Source organism: Paenibacillus zanthoxyli JH29 (assembly GCF_000520715.1).
GTDB classification, from domain to species: Bacteria; Bacillota; Bacilli; order Paenibacillales; family Paenibacillaceae; genus Paenibacillus_AQ; species Paenibacillus_AQ zanthoxyli.
The window spans coordinates 24,491-38,587 of the sequence record NZ_ASSD01000557.1 but is presented as its reverse complement, the minus strand read 5'-3'; the positions used below and the strand labels follow the sequence as shown (position 1 = coordinate 38,587).

Here is a 14,097-nt window from a genome sequence, read left to right as displayed (position 1 = left end):
CGCCCGCCACCGGATGAGCGAGCAGCTGGGCAAGCTGAAGGCCCGTTACGGCGTGTTCGCCGTGCTGGGCAATCATGAATATTACGGCGGGGACATCAAGAAATATACGGATCTAATGAACGAAGTCGGCATACACGTGCTTCAGGATGAGGTAGCCGAGACCGCCGGAGTGTATATTGTAGGCAGGAAGGACAAAGCGGCGGAGAGCATGGACAGCGAAGGCCGCAAGAGTGTCGCCTCTCTGCTGGAAGGTCTGGATTTGACGCGTCCCGTCATCATGATGGATCACCAGCCGACAGGATTTGAGGCCGCCGCCAAGGCCGGCGTCGATGTGCTTCTCTCCGGCCATACGCACCGGGGACAAATCGCGCCCATCCACTGGATTACAAGACGCCTATTCGAGCTGGACTGGGGCTATCTGAATAAAGAGAATCTGCATGTTATTGTTTCATCCGGATACGGAACATGGGGTCCGCCCATCCGTCTCGCCAGCCGGTCGGAGATCATCGGCCTGTCGCTTAACACCAATTAATGAAGCTTCTTAAGGCGATCATGCATAATTTTCCTTCCTGACCGAAACACTATTCAAGGTATCAAAGAATGGTTAAGGAGAGAATTGCCATGAGTCCCGACAAAAATTTGATCAACACGGTAAAAGATTTGGAGAAGACAGCGCCAACATCCCACGAGGCCAATCAGATGGAGCAGGAGCAAATGGACCGGCGCAAGGAAATGCTGCGTAGAGACAAAGGCTATAAGGAAAACGAGCAAAGCTCCTACGAATAAGACTATACGGCGAACAAAATTAAGGCTGGAGCAAATACGAATAGAGCAAATCTTGCATGGCACCGGTATCCGGTGTCTTTTTTATGCACATTCTGCCACAAGCGCAGGGTGTGCTTTTTTGATTTCGTTGAAGCCCAATTGCAGAAAAAGAGGGGAATATCGTTGACAAGAATGGATATATTGTATATATATTATATATACATTAATTACAATGCAGCGGAATGAGGTGAAGGATGAACATTATTTTGTCCAACTCATCGGGAGAACCGATTTATGCGCAGATTGTAAGCCAGATTCGGCAGTTGATTTTGCAGGGCGAGCTTGCCGCGGGGGACCCTCTGCCTTCGATCCGTCAATTGGCCAAGGATTTGCAGATCAGCGTCATTACGACAAAGCGCGCATACGAAGAACTAGAGCGGGAAGGGCTGGTGGACTCGCTCGTAGGAAAAGGCTCCTTTGTGTCCGGCATGAATCAGCAGTATATCCGTGAACAGCGATACCGGCTTTTGGAGGACAAGATGAAAGAAGTGTTGGAGGAGAGCAGACTGCTGGGGATCGGGTTTGCGGAAATGGTAGACATATTCAAGACGCTGGGCGAGGAGGAGCAAGAATGAGTAATGTGGTGGAAATTCGGGGAGTTTCGAAGTCTTTTGAACGGTTTGCGCTGAAATATTCTCGACGAGAACAAGTCGATCGTCTTCTCCACTCATAATACGACGGATCTGGACCGGATCGCAGACTATATCATTTTTATGAACCGGGGGAAAGTCGTCTTCAGCGACAGCAAGGATGAAGTGCTGGAACGGTATGTGCTGGTCAAAGGCGGGCGCGAGCTGCTGGACAAGGATGTTAAGAAGTATTTTGTCGGAGTAAGGGAAGGGGCTCACGGGTTCGAAGCCTTGGCGCCGGATCGGCGGGAAACGGAAAAGGTTTTTCAGGGAAGTGCGCTACTGGAGGCGCCGACGCTGGAAGACATTATGTATTTCACTGTAAAAGGAGGCAAGGCGCATGTCTAATCTCGTTTCTTTGATTCGCAAAGATTTTATGCTGTCCCGAAATTATCTGCTGTTTATTGTTCCCTATCTCATTCTTGTGTCCGTTATGAATACGAAAATCGCCCAGTTCGGTGTGAGTCTGCTTGTAATTTTCCCCACCATGATGATGCTCCTTACCTCTTGCCTGCAGGATATCCGAAATGTGAATATTAGATTCTCGCTCAGTCTTCCGGTACCCCGCAGCTTGATCGTTGCCTCGAAATATGTATCGGTCCTGCCCTTTCTCTTGATTGGTGTAGCTTTTGCGCTGGTGTTCAGTCTGGTACTGACACAGCTGGGGCATGACAGCCAGAGTATGAACTGGAGAGAGCTGGGAGTTTCCATTCTGTTGGTACCGCTGATGGCCTCGGTTTACCTGCCCCTATATTATTTGCTCGGACCTAAGGGAGCTCAATATGTGAATACCGCGTTCTTTTTGGTCATCTTCTTCGGCATGATGAATCTGGGAGACATCATTAAAGCGATTCCGGGATTGAAGGCGTTTATTCAGGACAGTTCGGCTTTGGGTCTCGAAAAATGGCTGCTCGGAGGTGCCGTCTACATCGTATTTATCACGGCTTCTTACCTTATCTCTTTGCGTCTGTTCTCCACCCGGGATTTGTAGTTTCCTGGTTGATCTCCATCCTGACGGTTAAATACGAAATAGCGGGGCAACTGTTGGGCCATATTAGGAGATGAAGGAGGAACGATAGATGAGTGTAAGAATATCCAAAGGAAAATACGACCGGCTCCTCAAGCTGTCCGATGACCGGGGGCTGTTTGTGGCGACGGCGATTGATCAGCGGGGATCGCTTAGAAAATCGCTTGGGCGCGCGCTTGGAGGCGAAGCCGATGCACGGCATGTCGCTGAATTCAAGCGCCTGGTATCGGAGGAACTGACACCATATTCCAGCGCGATTCTGCTCGACCCGGAATACGGCTGGGATGCGGCGGCTGCTCGTCATAAGGATACTGGTCTGCTGATCGCTTATGAAGAAACCGGCTATGACGCCACGGAAAAAGGACGTCTGCCGGATTTGCTGCCGGAATGGTCGGTGCGGCGATATGCGGAGAAAGGCGCCGATGCCGTCAAAATCCTGATGTATTACGACCCGGACGATGACGAGAAGATCAACACGATTAAACATGCTTTTATTGAACGGGTCGGAGCGGAATGCGATTCCGTCGATATCCCGTTTTTCTTCGAGGCCGTCACCTACAGCGATACCCTCAGGGACTCCGCAAGCGCGGAATTTGCCAAAGCCAAGCCGGACAAGGTGAAAAAATACATGCGGGAATTCACCCAGCCGAAGTACAAGATCGACGTGCTGAAAGTGGAGGTTCCGATTAACCTGAAGTATGTGGCGGGTACCCGGGCGGGCGCGGGCGGCGAAGCCGTGTATACGCGCGAAGAGGCGATTGCGCATTTCAAGACTACGGCGGGTCTGACAAGCGTACCGTTCATTTATTTGAGCGCGGGCGTCACCAATGACACGTTCATGGAGACGCTGGAGCTGGCCGGAGAAGCAGGGGTTCCTTTCTCGGGCGTATTGTGCGGACGGGCAACCTGGCAGGACGGCGTTGAGATCTACGGGAAGCATGGAGCCGAAGCACTGCGGGAATGGTTGAAGGACGAGGGTGTACGGCGAATGATCCGTATGGGTGAAATTTTGTCGAAGGCCGCGACCCCCTGGTGGGATTTCTATGGCGGCAAAGACAAGATCGAGGTTGTGGAACGGGAAAAAACAGGAGTTTAATCTTGAAGGCAAGACGGCTTCGCGGACGTTTTTCGTCTGTTGAGGCCGTTTTTTTGCGTAATGGAACTTGCTCACACATTTTACAGAACTTGAAATCCGGTATTGACTTCAAGTGCACTCGAAGGTGTATGATAAAAACGAAATTGAGTCCGGAAGCAGAAAGGAGGATACGCGGATGGCCTTAACCATCAAGGAAGCGGCCGAACAGATCGGTCTTACCGTCCATACCCTGAGGTATTATGAGCAGGAAGGACTTTTAAAGGCGTTGAAACGGGATGAGCGGGGAAATCGGCTGTTTGAGCCGGAGGATCTGGACTGGCTGTATTTTATCCGCTGCTTGCGGGACACCGGAATGCCTGTGGTACAGGTGAAGCATTTTGCCGAGCTGGCTTTCAAGGGCGACCACACCATGAGGGAACGGCTGCAAATTCTGCAAGACCACCAGCGCTCGACGGAGCGGAAGGTGGAGGAAATGAAATCGTTTTTGGAGAAAATTACGCACAAGACACTATGGTACGAAAATTTGGTCCGTGAAAGGGAACAAGCGGCGGAAAAAGTATGATCGCACGGCATTTTATGTGAAAAATATCACATTATTTTATTTCGGCAAGCCAGCAGCCGCTAACCACTACTAATTTGTTTAGGAGGAATTTATCCATGTTGTACCGCAAATATGGCAAGACAAACGAAATGGTCTCCGTTCTGGGCTTCGGCTGCATGCGGCTTCCCGTAATTGAGGGCAACGCCCGCAATATCGACGATGATCAAGCGATCGCGATGCTTCGTTATGGTATCGACAACGGGATCAATTATGTGGACACCGCTTATCCATATCATGGAGACGGCATGGGGGGACCGGGGGAGAGCGAGCCTTTCGTCGCCCGGGCGCTTAAGGATGGATACCGTGACAAAGTGAATATCGCTACCAAGCTGCCCAGTTGGCTGATTCGGACACGGGAGGATATGGACCGCTATCTGAACGAACAACTGGAGCGTCTGGAAACCGACCATATCGACTTCTATCTGGTGCATGCGCTCAACGCCGGAACCTGGAAGACTGTAAAAGAACTCGGCATCTTTGAATTCCTTGATTCGGCTGTAAAAGACGGACGAATCCGTTACCCCGGCTTCTCGTTCCACGATGAATTGCCGGTGTTCAAAGAAATCGTCGATGCCTACGACTGGACCTTCTGTCAGGTGCAGTACAATTACCTGGACGAATACTTCCAAGCCGGAATCGAAGGTCTGGAATACGCTGCGGGCAAAGGCATCGGCATCGCCGTCATGGAACCGCTCCGGGGCGGCAGGCTGGTTCGCGACATTCCGGACGGCGTGCAGGCGGCCTTCGACAAGGCCGACATAAAGCGGACGCCCGCTGAATGGGCGCTGCGGTGGGTGTGGAACAACCCGGATGTGGCGGTTACCTTAAGCGGCATGAGTACCATGGAGCAGGTAGAGGAAAACCTAAAGATTGCAAACGAAGCGTATTCCGGTTCTTTAAGCAAGCAGGAGCTGGATGTTGTGAATGAAGCGCGGAACGTTTTCCGCCAGACGAGAGTCAGCTGCACCGGCTGCGCCTACTGTATGCCTTGTCCGGCCGGAGTGAACATTCCGGGCAATTTCACCTATGTGAACGAGTATTATTTACTAGATAACGACTTCCAGAAGAACATGCTGAAGGAAACCTACGCTGCCCGGATTTCCGAGAAAGAACGGGCATCCCAATGTGTTGAATGCGGCACCTGCGAGGAGCATTGCCCGCAGAACCTGCCCATCATCGAAGAGCTGAAGCATGTGGCGGAGGTCTTCGCTTAACCGATGAACATTCTCTATTACGATTGTTTTGCGGGCATCAGCGGAGATATGAATTTGGGCGCGCTTCTTGATGCCGGAGTAGATGCCGATTACTTCCTTCGAGAGATCGCCAAGCTGAACCTGAACGGGGAATTTGAAGTTACCATCGCCAAAGCGCTCAAAAAGGGAATCAGCGGCATCAAAGTTGACATTCGGCTGACAGGAGACCAACACGGTCCGCACCAAGGGTCTGAACATGCGCAACACGGACACGAACATGGGCACGAGCATGAACATGTTCACGGACACGAGCATGTACATGTACACGAACATGTACACGAGCATAATTACACCCATGAGCAAACTCACATCCAGGAGCACACTCATCACCATGAGCAAGGCCATCCCCATAAGCATGACCATAGCCACGATCACCCTCACGGCCATCATCACCGCAATGTTGAGGATATTGAGCGAATCATCCGGGCCAGTTCGCTGCCTAACCAGGTAAAGGAGCTCAGCATGAAAATCTTCATGCAGGTTGCCCTCGCGGAAGCGAAGGTTCATGGCAAACCGCTGGAGGAGGTCCATTTTCATGAGGTGGGCGCGGTGGATTCCATTGTCGATATCGTTGGAGCCGCCATCTGCCTCGACTACCTTCAAGTGGATAAAATCCTGGCTTCTCCGGTTCAGGTGGGCGGCGGCTTTGTCCGCTGCGAGCACGGGCTGATTCCGGTGCCTGCGCCGGCGACCGTCGAGATTCTGAAAGGCATTCCGGTGAAGGCCGGTCTCGTTCCGTTCGAGACGACGACGCCTACGGGCGCTGCGATTCTGGCCGCAGTGGTGGATGAGTTTACCGACAAGCCCGATTTCGTGATGGAGGCGGTCGGCTATGGACTCGGCAACCGGGATCTGGAGATCCCCAACGTGCTAAGGGTTTACCTGGGACGGATGGAGGACAAGAAGGAAAGCGCCGCAGCCGGACCGATTTTGCTGGAAACGAACATCGACGATATGAATCCCGAGCTGTACGGCTACGTGGAGGAGCAGCTTTTTGCCAGGGGCGCTTCCGATGTGTTCAAGACTCCGATCATCATGAAAAAGGGCCGCCCCGCCGTCAAGCTGAGCGTACTCGTCGGCCCGAAGCGGGAAAAGGACGTGCTGGAGGTTATTTTCAAGGAGACGACTTCCCTCGGCGTACGCAAATTCCCGGTCGGCAAAGCTATGCTTGAGCGCAGCTTCGTTAAGCATAACACCCGGTACGGCGAGGTGACGATCAAGAACTCCTACTATGAAGGAAAGCTTGTCAAATACAAGCCGGAATACGAAGACTGTAAAAGGCTGGCGCTGGCAAACGGCGTCCCGATCTCGAAGATTTACCGCGAAATTTATACTGGTTATGAGGTGAATTTGGATGAATCGCAACCCGAAATATGAGGCCCTACTCGATTATTTGAAGCAGCTCGACCGGGTGGTGCTTGCATTTTCCGGCGGGGTGGACAGCACCTTTCTGCTGCGCGCAGCCAAGGAAGCGTTAGGCGACCGGCTGAAGGCCGTCACGATCCTTGCCCCTTATATTCCCAAATGGGAAATCGAAGAGGCCAAGGAGCTTGTACGGGGGCTCGGCGTCGATTACGAGATTATCGAGGCTCCCTTAATTGACGAAATCAGATATAACCCTGATAACCGCTGCTACCTGTGCAAAACCGCAGTGTTCAGCATGATCAAGGAACTGGCCGGGAAGGGCGGGTACCACTATGTTATCGACGGCACTAACTTTGACGACATCCATGACTACCGGCCGGGGCTAAGGGCGCTCGCCGAGCTCGGAGTCAAGAGCCCGCTGCTCGACTGTAAGCTGACCAAGGCGGAGATCCGCAGCCTGTCCCGGGAGTTGGGGCTGCCCACTTGGGACAAGCCGCCGTATGCCTGCCTGTTAACGCGTATCCCGTATGACAGTGAGCTGCGCATAGAGGATTTCGAGAAGATCGAACGGGCGGAAAAATATTTGATGGACCTTGGCTTCCGCGCTATCCGGGTCCGCTGCCACGACGATCTGGCCCGCATCGAAGTGGACCGGAGCGACCGCAGCAGGCTGTTCGACGAGGAGCTTATGGACCGGATCTCGGAAAAGCTGAAGGAATTCGGCTTCCGCTATGTCTCCCTTGACCTGGCGGGCTACCGGACGGGCAGCCTGAACGCCGCAATCGGTATCACGGGGTGAAGCGGCATGGACAATGAAGCGCTTCGGAAGCTGCTTATCTCCGTACAAAATGGCGAGATCAAAGTGGAAGAAGCCCTGGAAGATCTCAAAGAGCTGCCTTTCAAAGACCTCGGCTTCGCACTGATCGACAATCACCGGGAAGTCAGAACCGGCGCGCCGGAGGTTATCTACTGCGCCGGGAAGTCGGTGGAGCAGGTGCGGCAAATCGTCGAATACATGCTCACGAGAGATAACAACATTCTGGGCACACGGGCGAGCGCCGAGATGTATGAAGCAGTAAAGGCCATCTGTCCCGAAGCGGAGTACAACCCGATCGGGCGGACGATCACCGTCCGCCGCAGACCGGTGGAGCTGACCGACAGTTATATTGCGATTGTCTCAGCGGGAACCTCCGACCTCCCGGTCGTCGAGGAAGCCGTGGAAACGGCCCTCATTCTCGGGAACCGTGTAGAGAAGATCAACGACGTGGGGGTTGCCGGGATTCACCGGCTGTTCGATAAGCTGGGCGTGATCCGGGGAGCCAAGGTCGTCGTGGTTGTCGCCGGAATGGAAGGGGCGCTGGCCAGCGTCATGGGCGGCCTCACCGATAAGCCCGTCATCGCCGTCCCGACCAGCATCGGTTACGGGGCCAATTTCGGCGGGCTGTCGGCGTTGCTGTCCATGCTGAACAGCTGCGCCAGCGGAGTCAGCGTGGTCAATATCGACAACGGCTACGGCGGCGCGTACTGCGCCAGCATGATCAACAAGCTTGCCGGTTCATAAGCCGAGCAAATGATAGGAAGGCCGGCTATTCCGGATGGAAGATGCCAGCCATAAATCTTGCCAGGCACGGCCTCTCGGAGACGATCCGGGAGGCCGTGCCTTTTGGCGTAATGTAATAGTTCACAGACGAATAACATGCTCACACATTTTGCATTGACAAATGGATTAGTTGACGTTATGATGTGAGGAATTTTTAATAAGGAGTGGAAAAAGGTGGCCTACTATTACCCGGAACCTTCCCGGACGTTCAGCGAATTTCTGTTGATTCCGAATTTAACGACAAAGGATTGCACCCCTGCACACGTGGACCTTAAAACGCCGATCACCAAATTTAAAAAGGGCGAGCAGCCGGACATTTCCCTCAATATCCCGTTCTCGTCGGCGGTGATGCAGTCGGTCTCCGATGATCAAATGGCGATTGCACTAGCCCGCTGCGGCGGCATCTCATTCATTTTCGGTTCCCAATCCCCGGAAGACCAGGCGGCCATGGTCCGTAAGGTAAAGGAGTATAAATCCGGGTTTGTGGTTAGCCGCTCCAATTTGACCCCGGATCATACCTTGAAAGATGTGCTTGAGCTGAAAGAGGAGACGGGACATTCCACAATCGCTGTTACCGATGACGGTTCACCGACAGGGAAGCTGCTGGGAATCGTAACCGGCCGGGATTACAGAATCAGCCGTGATCCGCTGGACAAACGGGTAAGTGAACTTATGACGCCGTTCTCTTCCCTGATTGTCGGAAAGTCCGGCATCAACCTTCCTGAAGCCAATGACATGATCTGGGAGCACAAGCTGAACTGTCTGCCGATCGTGGACGGGGAGCAGCGGCTGGAAAGTCTTGTTTTCCGTAAAGATTACGACGCTCATAAAGAAAACCCGCTGGCCCTGATGGACGGCAATAAAAGCTATATCGTCGGAGCCGGCATCAACACGAAGGACTATGAAGAGCGGGTGCCGCTCCTTGTAGAAGCGGGCGCCGACATCCTCGTGATTGACGCGTCGGACGGGTATACGGAGTGGCAGCGCGACACCATCGCTTACGTCAAAGAGAATTTCAATGTGAAGATCGGAGCCGGGAACGTCGTAGACAAGGAAGGCTTCCTGTATCTCGTTGAATCCGGCGCCGATTTTGTGAAGGTAGGGATCGGCGGCGGATCGATATGCATCACGCGTGAGCAAAAGGGGATCGGCAGAGGACAGGCGTCGTCGCTTATCGAGGTTGCGGAGGCAAGGGAGCAGTATTATAAAGAAACGGGCATATACGTGCCGATCTGTTCGGACGGAGGAATCGTTCACGATTATCACCTCACGCTTGCGCTTGCCATGGGAGCTGATTTTGTCATGATGGGCCGGTATTTCGCACGGTTCGATGAGAGCCCGACGAAGAAGCTGAAAGTCGGAAACAACTTCGTCAAAGAATTCTGGGGCGAAGGCTCCAACCGGGCACGGAACTGGCAGAGATATGATACCGGCGGAAAGTCGGGGCTGGTCTTTGAAGAAGGCGTCGATTCTTACGTCCCTTACGCGGGAAGCCTCAAGGAGAATCTGGATAAGACGATCAGCAAGATCAAGTCGACGATGTCCAACTGCGGCGCGAAATCCATCGATGAATTGCAGCGGAACGCGAGAATTACCCTTGTCTCCGCAACCAGTCTCGTTGAGGGCGGCGCGCATGATGTTATTATGAAAGAAACCAATTTTTCGGGAGAGTAACAAAACAACACCAAAAAGCAGAAGGGGTAGTTGGCATTGAGCAAAATAGTGAAGACATTAACCATTGCCGGGAGCGATTCAAGCGGCGGCGCGGGAATCCAGGCGGATCTGAAGACCTTTCAGGAATATGGAACCTATGGATTCAGCGCACTTACAACCATCGTGACGATGGACCCGGATAACGGCTGGCATCATCATGTGTATCCCGTCAACCCCGAGCTGGTCGCGGAGCAATTAAAGACGGTCTTCGCCGGCGGACCGGTAGATGCCCTAAAGACGGGCATGCTGGGCAGCCCGGAGATTGTCCAGGTGGCGGAGCAGGCCATAAAGAGCAACCGTCAGGGAAATGTGGTCATTGATCCCGTCATGGTCTGTAAAGGCGAGGACGAAGTGCTTAATCCCGAGAGCGCTGAGGCGATCCGTGAGCTGCTGCTGCCGCTCGCTACGGTCATTACGCCGAACCTGTTCGAGGCGGGAGTGCTGTCCGGCATCGGTAAGATTACAACGCTGGACGAAATGAAGGAGGCCGCCGCGATTATTCAGCGCCAGGGGGCGAAGACGGTAGTGATCAAGGGCGGCAAAGCGCTTGGCGGAGACAAGGCGGTGGATCTGTTCTATGACGGAGCCGGGTATACGGTATTCGAGACGGATAAAATCGAGCCGGCGCACAATCACGGTGCGGGCTGCACCTTTGCCGCCGCGATCACGGCAGGTCTTGCAACCGGCCTTGAGGCCCGTGAAGCCGCCCGCAAGGCGAAGGATTTCGTTACGGCGGCGATCCGCGCAGGCTATGCTTTCAATGAATATGTAGGCCCCGTGTTTCACGGGGGCTACCGTTTGAACCGGTAATCAAGTTAATCCGGGAACTACATGCACAGTATACAAGAGGAGCGGCCCCGTTCATGACTACGGGCCGCTCCTCTTTGGGTTTGTAAGGGGGTGAAAGGGGGGGGCGCTTGGAAGCTGAGTCCCGCTGTCAGCCGATTCAGCCCATCTATCGGCCCTGGCGGTACTGTTCCGGAGCCATGCCGGTGATTTTGACGAATGCGCGATAAAATTGGCTGGCTGAAGCAAAGCCGAGGCCCGCGCTGATCGCAGAAATTGTAGCTTCGGTATATTCGAGCTCATACTTGGCGCGCTCAATCCGCAGACGAAGAATGTACTGATAAGGGGTGAATCCGGTCGCCGCTTTGAAGGAGCGGATAAAGTGATATCGGCTCTGGAGAGCCATAGACGACAATAAATCAATGCGAAGCGGTGAGGTATAGGAGCGGTGTATGTATTCGAACACTTGATCCATGTAGCGATCTCCCGTACTGGCGAGTTCCGGAAGACACGGAGGACTCGTTTCCGGACAGGCCCCTCTTTTCAAATTGCGTGTAAGATATTGCAGCACATTGGCCTCCGTAAGACTCCGTCCATATCGGTCATCCCCATCAGTCAAAAATAGCGGGGAAATCCAACGGTTGAACTCCGCGTTCAATTCTTGGGGATTGATGGCTTGCTCCACAGTGATACAATCTGCCTCCTTAACCTGCAAAGTCTCCCACAGCGAAGGGCGTATTTTAATGACGATTGCGCGGTTTCCTTTATCCACCCGGATTTGATGCTCCTGCATCGGCTGGTGAATGATTCCTTCGCCTTCCGGAATGAACCCGGATGCGCCGCAGCTAATGTCGGAGGAGCCGCCGCGAACGGCGAAGGTCAGCAGCACAGTTCTGATGAACATGGGGAGCTTCTTCGTAATGCTCTTCCAATCTGCACAGCTCGATGTTCTCCGTCACAACTTGCATTTTCATTCGCGTTCACCCCGTCCCATTATAGCATGATCGCAATAATTGCAGATGAATTGAGCAATTTTCACAATGACATTTTTACATCGAATTGTTTACAATACGTTAATGCAGATGTGATTATCTCTGGGAGTAGAAAGGAGGTTGCAAGGAAATGGACAGCATGTTGAAAGTAAGCAATGTCTCTTGGAAAAGAGGGACAGAGACGCTGATGGATCAGGTAAACTGGAGCATTGAAAAGGGGCAAAATTGGGCGCTGATGGGACTGAACGGTTCAGGCAAAACGACGCTGCTGAACATGATCAACGGATACATTTGGCCCACCGAAGGGGAAATATATGTGCTTGGCCAGCGGTTCGGCGAGATTGATCTGCGGGAGCTCCGCAAGTCCATCGGCTGGGTCAGCTCTTCCCTTCAAGAGAAGCTGCACGGATCAGACCGGACGCAGCTTGTCGTGATCAGCGGAAAGCATGCCTCGATCGGACTGTATGCTAATGCGCCGGAGGAGGATTTCGAACGGGCCCGGGCATTAATGGAACGCCTCGGCTGCGGGCATTTGTGGAACCGCGAGTATCGTACCTGTTCACAGGGAGAGAAGCAGAAGGTGCTGATCGCCCGCGCCCTGATGGCCGAGCCGAGAATTCTGATCCTGGACGAGCCGTGCAACGGCCTCGATTTATTCGCCCGGGAACGGCTGCTGGAGAGCATTGAAGAGCTGACCATGAGTGAAAAAGCGCCCTCACTCATTTATGTCACCCACCATACGGAGGAAATTCTGCCCGTCTTCAGCCACACGCTGCTCTTCAGAAAAGGCCGGGTATTCGATTCCGGCAGAACGTCTCACATGCTGAACGAAGAGACGCTCAGCCGGTTTTTTGAAGCGCCTGTCACGGTGGAACAAAGCGGCGACCGAACTTATATTTTTCCCGGAAATAGCAGACCGGACAGAGGAGAATGAACGCAATGGAAACATCTTACCCACGAATCCCCGAGCCGAAGCCAAGGAGCGTTTTCCTTTGGCGCTGTTGTCATTAACGCTCGGCGCCTTTGCGATTGGAATGACTGAGTTCGTAATTATGGGCATCCTGCCTAATGTAGCCGAGGATCTTCATGTGTCGATCGCCTCGGCAGGGCAGCTGATTACGAGCTATGCGCTGGGCGTTGCCATCGGAGCCCCGATTCTGGCGATGCTGACCCATAGGCTGCCGAAAAAACAGCTGCTCTGTCTGCTGATGATCTTCTTCACTTTGGGCAACGGCATTGCGGCGGTTGCGCCGAACTACAACGTGCTGATGGGAGCAAGGCTGTTTACCGCTTTGGCTCACGGAACCTTTTTCAGCGTCGGCTCTGTAATTGCGGCAAGTCTTGTGAAGCGGGGACGGCGCGCGGCGGCGGTGTCGATTATGATGGCCGGTCTCACCGTAGCCAATATTATCGGCGTCCCGATTGGGACGTTTATCGGCCAGCATCTAGGCTGGCGGGCGTCCTTTGGAGTCGTTGCCGTGATGGGCGTGCTGTCGCTTGCCGGCATTCTGCTGCTGGTGCCCGTAATCAAGGCGGAGGAGACGTCAAGCCTTACACGCCAGCTTCGTGCGCTGCTGCAGCCAAAACTGCTGCTGGTTCTGCTGACGGGAGCACTGGGATGCAGCAGTTTGTTCACCGTCTTCACTTATATTACGCCACTGCTGGAGGACATCTCGGGGTTCTCGGAGAGCAGCGTCGCCTTGATTCTTGTGCTGTTCGGAGTCGGTGTGATGACGGGGAATATCATAGGAGGCAGGCTCGCCGATTGGAAGCTTATGCCCGTGATGCTGGGGAGCTTCACGTTTCTGGCCGCCATTCTGGCATTTTTCGCGTATTCGGTTCACGTTCCGGCGCTCGCGGTTGGCACTATATTTCTGTGGGGAGCCTGCGCTTTCGGAGTCCTGCCCGGTCTTCAGATCCGGATTATGACGCTTGCGAAGGACGCTCCGGCACTGGCTTCGACTACAAATCATTCCGCGCTGAATTTAGGCAATGCTTTTGGCGCCTTTTTCGGAGGATTCATTATCACGCATATTGGTTTGGGGGCTCTGCCCTGGTTCGGGTCGCTGTTTTCCTTCATCGGGCTTCTGCTCACGGCTTCCGTCTATGTCTGGGACTTGAAAGGCGAAGCGCGCTGACGATACTGTAACACTGAATCATACTCTAAATCATTCCACTCTTGATATCCAAACAGTCCGGCTGACCCGCCG

General features: G+C 53.6%; 16 protein-coding genes. 15 read left to right on the top strand and 1 reads right to left on the bottom strand.

The window, feature by feature from the left end; translation table 11 throughout:
- The 13 genes from L691_RS33080 to thiD form a co-directional block, all read left to right on the top strand.
- Positions 1-532: metallophosphoesterase (locus L691_RS33080; protein WP_025692459.1), on the top strand; the 532-nt coding region annotated here is incomplete at its 5' end.
- A gap of 89 nt (positions 533-621) precedes the next feature.
- Positions 622-786, top strand: coding sequence for a hypothetical protein (locus L691_RS33075; RefSeq protein WP_169733343.1), 165 nt, complete (start codon positions 622-624; stop codon positions 784-786).
- 233 nt (positions 787-1,019) lie between these two features.
- Positions 1,020-1,400, top strand: a complete 381-nt coding sequence (locus L691_RS0121950; protein ID WP_025692458.1) for a GntR family transcriptional regulator — start codon at positions 1,020-1,022, stop codon at positions 1,398-1,400.
- Between the two features lie 138 nt (positions 1,401-1,538).
- On the top strand, positions 1,539-1,802 hold the full coding sequence (locus L691_RS29790) for a hypothetical protein (RefSeq protein ID WP_025692457.1): 264 nt from the start codon (positions 1,539-1,541) through the stop codon (positions 1,800-1,802).
- Complete coding sequence (locus L691_RS0121935) at positions 1,795-2,445, top strand: ABC-2 transporter permease (RefSeq protein WP_025692456.1); 651 nt, start codon at positions 1,795-1,797, stop codon at positions 2,443-2,445. The genes L691_RS29790 and L691_RS0121935 overlap by 8 nt, the downstream gene beginning before the upstream one ends.
- 88 nt (positions 2,446-2,533) lie before the next feature.
- A complete protein-coding gene (locus tag L691_RS0121930) occupies positions 2,534-3,577 on the top strand; it encodes a tagatose 1,6-diphosphate aldolase (RefSeq protein WP_025692455.1) in 1,044 nt (347 codons plus the stop codon).
- Positions 3,578-3,752: 175 nt separating this feature from the next.
- Positions 3,753-4,139, top strand: coding sequence for a MerR family transcriptional regulator (locus L691_RS0121925; RefSeq protein WP_025692454.1), 387 nt, complete (start codon positions 3,753-3,755; stop codon positions 4,137-4,139).
- A 95-nt stretch (positions 4,140-4,234) separates the two neighbouring features.
- Positions 4,235-5,392, top strand: coding sequence for an aldo/keto reductase (locus L691_RS0121920; protein WP_025692453.1), 1,158 nt, complete (start codon positions 4,235-4,237; stop codon positions 5,390-5,392).
- Positions 5,393-5,395: 3 nt separating this feature from the next.
- Positions 5,396-6,808: a nickel pincer cofactor biosynthesis protein LarC gene (gene larC, locus L691_RS0121915; RefSeq protein ID WP_025692452.1), complete on the top strand. Its 1,413-nt coding sequence runs from the start codon at positions 5,396-5,398 to the stop codon at positions 6,806-6,808.
- Positions 6,786-7,595: an ATP-dependent sacrificial sulfur transferase LarE gene (gene larE, locus L691_RS0121910; RefSeq protein WP_025692451.1), complete on the top strand. Its 810-nt coding sequence runs from the start codon at positions 6,786-6,788 to the stop codon at positions 7,593-7,595. Before larC ends, larE begins: the two co-directional genes overlap by 23 nt.
- A gap of 6 nt (positions 7,596-7,601) precedes the next feature.
- A complete protein-coding gene (gene larB / locus L691_RS0121905) occupies positions 7,602-8,357 on the top strand; it encodes a nickel pincer cofactor biosynthesis protein LarB (RefSeq protein WP_025692450.1) in 756 nt (251 codons plus the stop codon).
- A gap of 213 nt (positions 8,358-8,570) precedes the next feature.
- Positions 8,571-10,070: an IMP dehydrogenase gene (locus tag L691_RS0121900; protein ID WP_025692449.1), complete on the top strand. Its 1,500-nt coding sequence runs from the start codon at positions 8,571-8,573 to the stop codon at positions 10,068-10,070.
- Positions 10,071-10,106: 36 nt separating this feature from the next.
- Positions 10,107-10,919 (top strand): bifunctional hydroxymethylpyrimidine kinase/phosphomethylpyrimidine kinase, encoded by an 813-nt coding sequence (thiD, locus tag L691_RS0121895; protein ID WP_025692448.1) that lies wholly within the window; start codon positions 10,107-10,109, stop codon positions 10,917-10,919.
- Between the two features lie 145 nt (positions 10,920-11,064).
- Here thiD and L691_RS30840 read toward each other — a convergent pair whose 3' ends face one another.
- Entirely contained in the window at positions 11,065-11,799 is a 735-nt protein-coding gene (locus L691_RS30840) for a helix-turn-helix domain-containing protein (RefSeq protein WP_025692447.1), read from the bottom strand.
- Positions 11,800-12,017: 218 nt separating this feature from the next.
- On the opposite strand from L691_RS30840, the gene L691_RS0121885 reads away from it, so the two are divergent.
- Positions 12,018-12,821: an ABC transporter ATP-binding protein gene (locus tag L691_RS0121885; protein ID WP_025692446.1), complete on the top strand. Its 804-nt coding sequence runs from the start codon at positions 12,018-12,020 to the stop codon at positions 12,819-12,821.
- A 58-nt stretch (positions 12,822-12,879) separates the two neighbouring features.
- The gene (locus L691_RS0121880) at positions 12,880-14,025 is read left to right on the top strand and encodes an MFS transporter (protein WP_269634878.1); all 1,146 of its coding nucleotides are present in this window, start codon (positions 12,880-12,882) and stop codon (positions 14,023-14,025) included.
- The last annotated feature ends 72 nt before the right edge of the window (positions 14,026-14,097 follow it).

Bases quoted from the DNA above. Each gene is read 5' to 3' on its own strand.
- L691_RS33075 (WP_169733343.1), top strand. From the start codon at position 622: ATGAGTCCCGACAAAAATTTGATCAACACGGTAAAAGATTTGGAGAAG.
- L691_RS0121950 (WP_025692458.1), top strand. From the start codon at position 1,020: ATGAACATTATTTTGTCCAACTCATCGGGAGAACCGATTTATGCGCAG.
- L691_RS29790 (WP_025692457.1), top strand. From the start codon at position 1,539: ATGAACCGGGGGAAAGTCGTCTTCAGCGACAGCAAGGATGAAGTGCTG.
- L691_RS0121935 (WP_025692456.1), top strand. From the start codon at position 1,795: ATGTCTAATCTCGTTTCTTTGATTCGCAAAGATTTTATGCTGTCCCGA.
- L691_RS0121930 (WP_025692455.1), top strand. From the start codon at position 2,534: ATGAGTGTAAGAATATCCAAAGGAAAATACGACCGGCTCCTCAAGCTG.
- L691_RS0121925 (WP_025692454.1), top strand. From the start codon at position 3,753: ATGGCCTTAACCATCAAGGAAGCGGCCGAACAGATCGGTCTTACCGTC.
- L691_RS0121920 (WP_025692453.1), top strand. From the start codon at position 4,235: ATGTTGTACCGCAAATATGGCAAGACAAACGAAATGGTCTCCGTTCTG.
- larC (WP_025692452.1), top strand. From the start codon at position 5,396: ATGAACATTCTCTATTACGATTGTTTTGCGGGCATCAGCGGAGATATG.
- larE (WP_025692451.1), top strand. From the start codon at position 6,786: ATGAATCGCAACCCGAAATATGAGGCCCTACTCGATTATTTGAAGCAG.
- larB (WP_025692450.1), top strand. From the start codon at position 7,602: ATGGACAATGAAGCGCTTCGGAAGCTGCTTATCTCCGTACAAAATGGC.
- L691_RS30840 (WP_025692447.1), bottom strand. From the start codon at position 11,799: ATGTTCATCAGAACTGTGCTGCTGACCTTCGCCGTTCGCGGCGGCTCC.
- L691_RS0121885 (WP_025692446.1), top strand. From the start codon at position 12,018: ATGGACAGCATGTTGAAAGTAAGCAATGTCTCTTGGAAAAGAGGGACA.